We start from the raw sequence: 3144 nt of genomic DNA, 5'->3' as shown, positions 1-3144 counted from the left end.
GGCGTAGCCCACCTTGGTGCCTGGTCCGAGGATGGCCTTCACATCCGCCGCCAGCGCCTTGAAGGCCGTCACTGCCGGATAGGCGCTGGCGCTGGAGCGGATGGTGGTCAGCCCGCGCATCTCGGTCCCGATCAGGAAGGCGTCAACACCGCCCGCGACCGCGCAGAGATGGGCGTGGTGCAGGATCATCCGGCGCAGGCCCCAATCGCCTGTGGGCCCAGTCCAGCTGACATTGTCGCCCGACACCGCGAACTGCGCCGGGGTGGCGGCGCCGAAGAAGCTGGAAACCTGCGTCGCGGCCGCGGCGGTCTTGTCGGCGGTCCCGGCGAAGCCTGCAGCCGGGGAACAGGTGATACGCCCGCGCCAGGGGAAGGAAGGCTGACCTGACGTGGCGGCATTCGCGCTGTAGGGGTTCGGCAGCGTGTTGCCGGGCGGGACGTCCATCAGGAGGAAGGGATAGAACGTCACCCGCAGGCCGCGCGCCTTCATCTCGCGGATCGCCTGCACCACCGCGAAATCCGCAGGTGTGCCGCCGTAGACCGGGCGATCCTCAGTATCCCGGCTGACCAGATGCGCATTCGTCCGCGCCACGCCATTGACCGTCCAGGTCTTGGGGCTGGTGACCTTCGTCGCCACTTCGACGCCGGGCTTGATCGTGCAGTTGCCCGCGCGCAGATCATTGCCGAACCAGGCGACGACCAGACTGACGCTCTCGACCGCCGGAGCCATGGCCTGCAACCGGTCGAGGGCCACGACGATATCGGCCTCGTCGGGCAGCGCATTCAGGTTCTCGGCCGAGGTCGTGCCGCCAGTGGTCTGGCCGAAGACCGTCGTCGTCGCCCCGACCGTCTTGCGGACAGCCTCCGTGGCGTAGGTGAACTCGCCCGAGGCCGGGATCATGGTGACAGCCTTGACCAGCCCCTCGGCGGTGTCCGGATCAGCCAGCGGCCGAAAGACCTCGAACGACAGTTGCGGCAGGCGGTTGCCGTAAGTGGATAGCGGCAGTTCCTCGAAGACGACATAGGCGGTGCCGCGGTAGGCGGGCGTGTTGGCGGCGCCCATTTTGGCGGCGATGAACGGGTCGGCTGCCTGGGTTTCGTCGCCTCGATACCAGCGCCAGGTGATCCCGGTCATGTCGAGCGGCTTGCCGTCGGCCCAGATGCGCCCGATGCCAGTGATCGCGCCTTCGCAGAGCGCCACCGCGAAGCTGGCATAGTAAAGGTACTCGGTCGTCTGGACCTTGCCGCCGCGCCCGCCCTTGCCGCCGCCTTGCGTCGTGGTCTTCGTCTCTTCGCGGAAATCGGTCGCCCAGATGATGTTGCCGCCGATGCGCATGCGCCCATAGAGTCGCGGGATGATCGCCCCTTCGGTGGCCGAGGTGATCCGCAGGCTGTCGAGGCGTTGCCCCTCGATCTTCTGCGCGGGTGCCAGCGAGGACACGATCCAGCTGTCGACCACCGAACCGATGGTGGAGCCGATGAATCCGCCGATGGCGGCCCCGGAAAAACCGAGGATTGCGCCGCCGAAGGCCCCGCCGATGGCGGAACCGACGGCACCAAGGACAAGGGTGGCCATGTGGAAATCTCAGCGTGCGGGGAACAGGAAGGCGAAGGCGATGCGCCGTCGCCAGGCGGGCGTCAGCGGTTCCTCGATCACACCGAGGCGTTCATAGGCGTGGAGGAAGGTGTCGGGTCCGGTCAGGATGCCTACATGCTTGGCGATGGCGCGCGGCATCATCCGGAACAGGATCAGCGCGCCGGGCGCGGCCTCGGATGGGGCGAGTTCCGGCATCATCCGTCGCGCCCCTTCGGCCAGCACCTCGCGCGGCCCGGTCTCGCCCCAGTCCCGGCTGTAGGACGGGATCGGGAAGGGCTCCGGGCCGACGACCTCGCGCCAGACGCCCCGTGCCAAGCCGAGGCAGTCGCAGCCGACTCCGCGCACGCTGGCCTGGTCGTGATAGGGTGTGCTGAGCCAGGACCGGGCGGCGGCGATCACGCGGGCGGGATCGGCGGTTGGGAGGGGCGTAGTCACAGGACCGCCCCCTCGTGGCCGCCATCCTTGGTGGCGTAGCGCAGCACGGCGTCTTGCCCCGGTATGTGCGGGAACCCTCGGAAGTTGGCGAAATTGGCGAACTTCGTCCCGCAGGTCGCGATCCGCTTGTCGCAGCCCGCCCGGACCACGAAGGCATCCGTCGCCGTTATCGGCCGCACCGGTGCTTCAAGCAGGATCAGGATCGCTACCCCGTCGACGATGTCGTGCGACAGCACTTCGACCCGCCGCCCGGCATTCGCGCCGCTGGTCCATTCGACCAGACCGAAGGCGAACTGGCCTGCCGCGAACGTGCCGAGGCCGGTGGCCGTGAAGGCGCGGTCGCGCAGCACATCGATCACAGCGCCGGTGCCCTTGAAGGCTGGGGCATCGAGGTTCACGCCGCAGCGTGCGTCGCCCAGCGCGGCGTCGCAGCTGGCCTGAAACGTCCGCCCGACAGTCTGGCCGAGGACATGGGCGAGGCTCCGCACCTCGGCCACGAAGGCCAGCCGCCCGCGCCGGATTTGACCGATGGCCCCGCGCCGCAGAAGCAAGCGCTGCGCCGGGCTCGCCCAGTTCACCCGCCAGACCTCGACCGCCGCATTGTCCCAGCGACCGTCGAGGATGTCGGTCTCGGTAATCCGGTCGGAGGAAAGCACACCTTGGGCATCCTGCGCATCGACCGAGAGGTCGGAGCCCGAGCGCACCTCGGACGCTGTCAGCCCGCTTTCGGGTTCAAACTCGGTCCCGTCAAACGACAGGGTCCGGTCGTGGTCGGTGAAGCCGAAGGTCACGCCATCGGCGCGAGTGATGCGCCAGCACCAGGCGAGCGTCGTCGTCCCCTCGCCCAGATGGGCCTGCAGCGCGGGCGGGAGCGATTTCACTTCCGCCCCCAGCCGCGGAGCAGGGCCACGGACGCCAGGAGCGAAGACACGACGCCACCGGTTGCGCCGGTCAGGGCATAGAGATTGAAGGGGCGAATATCGAGCGTGCCGGTGGCGAGGTCGAAATCCGCCAGTCCCGCCACAGCGAGGCCAGAGGCGGCAAGGCAGGCCAGATAGACGAGGCCACGTGCGAGGGTCCAGTTCATGGTCATGCTCCGATCAGGGTCTTGAG

4 protein-coding genes are annotated in these 3144 nt (G+C 68.5%); all 4 read right to left on the bottom strand.

Features of this window, described 5'->3' with window-relative positions:
* The coding region (locus tag ACE3P6_RS07140) for a glycoside hydrolase TIM-barrel-like domain-containing protein (RefSeq protein WP_374393184.1) at positions 1–1575 on the bottom strand (1575 nt) is incomplete at its 3' end.
* 9 nt (positions 1576–1584) lie between these two features.
* Positions 1585–2031 carry an NlpC/P60 family protein gene (locus tag ACE3P6_RS07135; protein ID WP_374393181.1) on the bottom strand — a complete coding sequence of 149 codons (447 nt, stop codon included), beginning with the start codon at positions 2029–2031 and terminating at the stop codon, positions 1585–1587.
* Positions 2028–2912, bottom strand: coding sequence for a DUF2163 domain-containing protein (locus ACE3P6_RS07130; protein ID WP_374393179.1), 885 nt, complete (start codon positions 2910–2912; stop codon positions 2028–2030). Before ACE3P6_RS07130 ends, ACE3P6_RS07135 begins: the two co-directional genes overlap by 4 nt.
* Positions 2909–3144 (bottom strand): hypothetical protein (locus ACE3P6_RS07125; protein WP_374393177.1); only part of this gene is annotated, 236 nt, incomplete at its 5' end. The genes ACE3P6_RS07125 and ACE3P6_RS07130, both read right to left, overlap by 4 nt.

The organism is Tabrizicola sp., assembly GCF_041911175.1.
Lineage (GTDB): Bacteria > Pseudomonadota > Alphaproteobacteria > Rhodobacterales > Rhodobacteraceae > Tabrizicola.
This window is presented reverse-complemented; position numbering and strand designations above follow the sequence as displayed.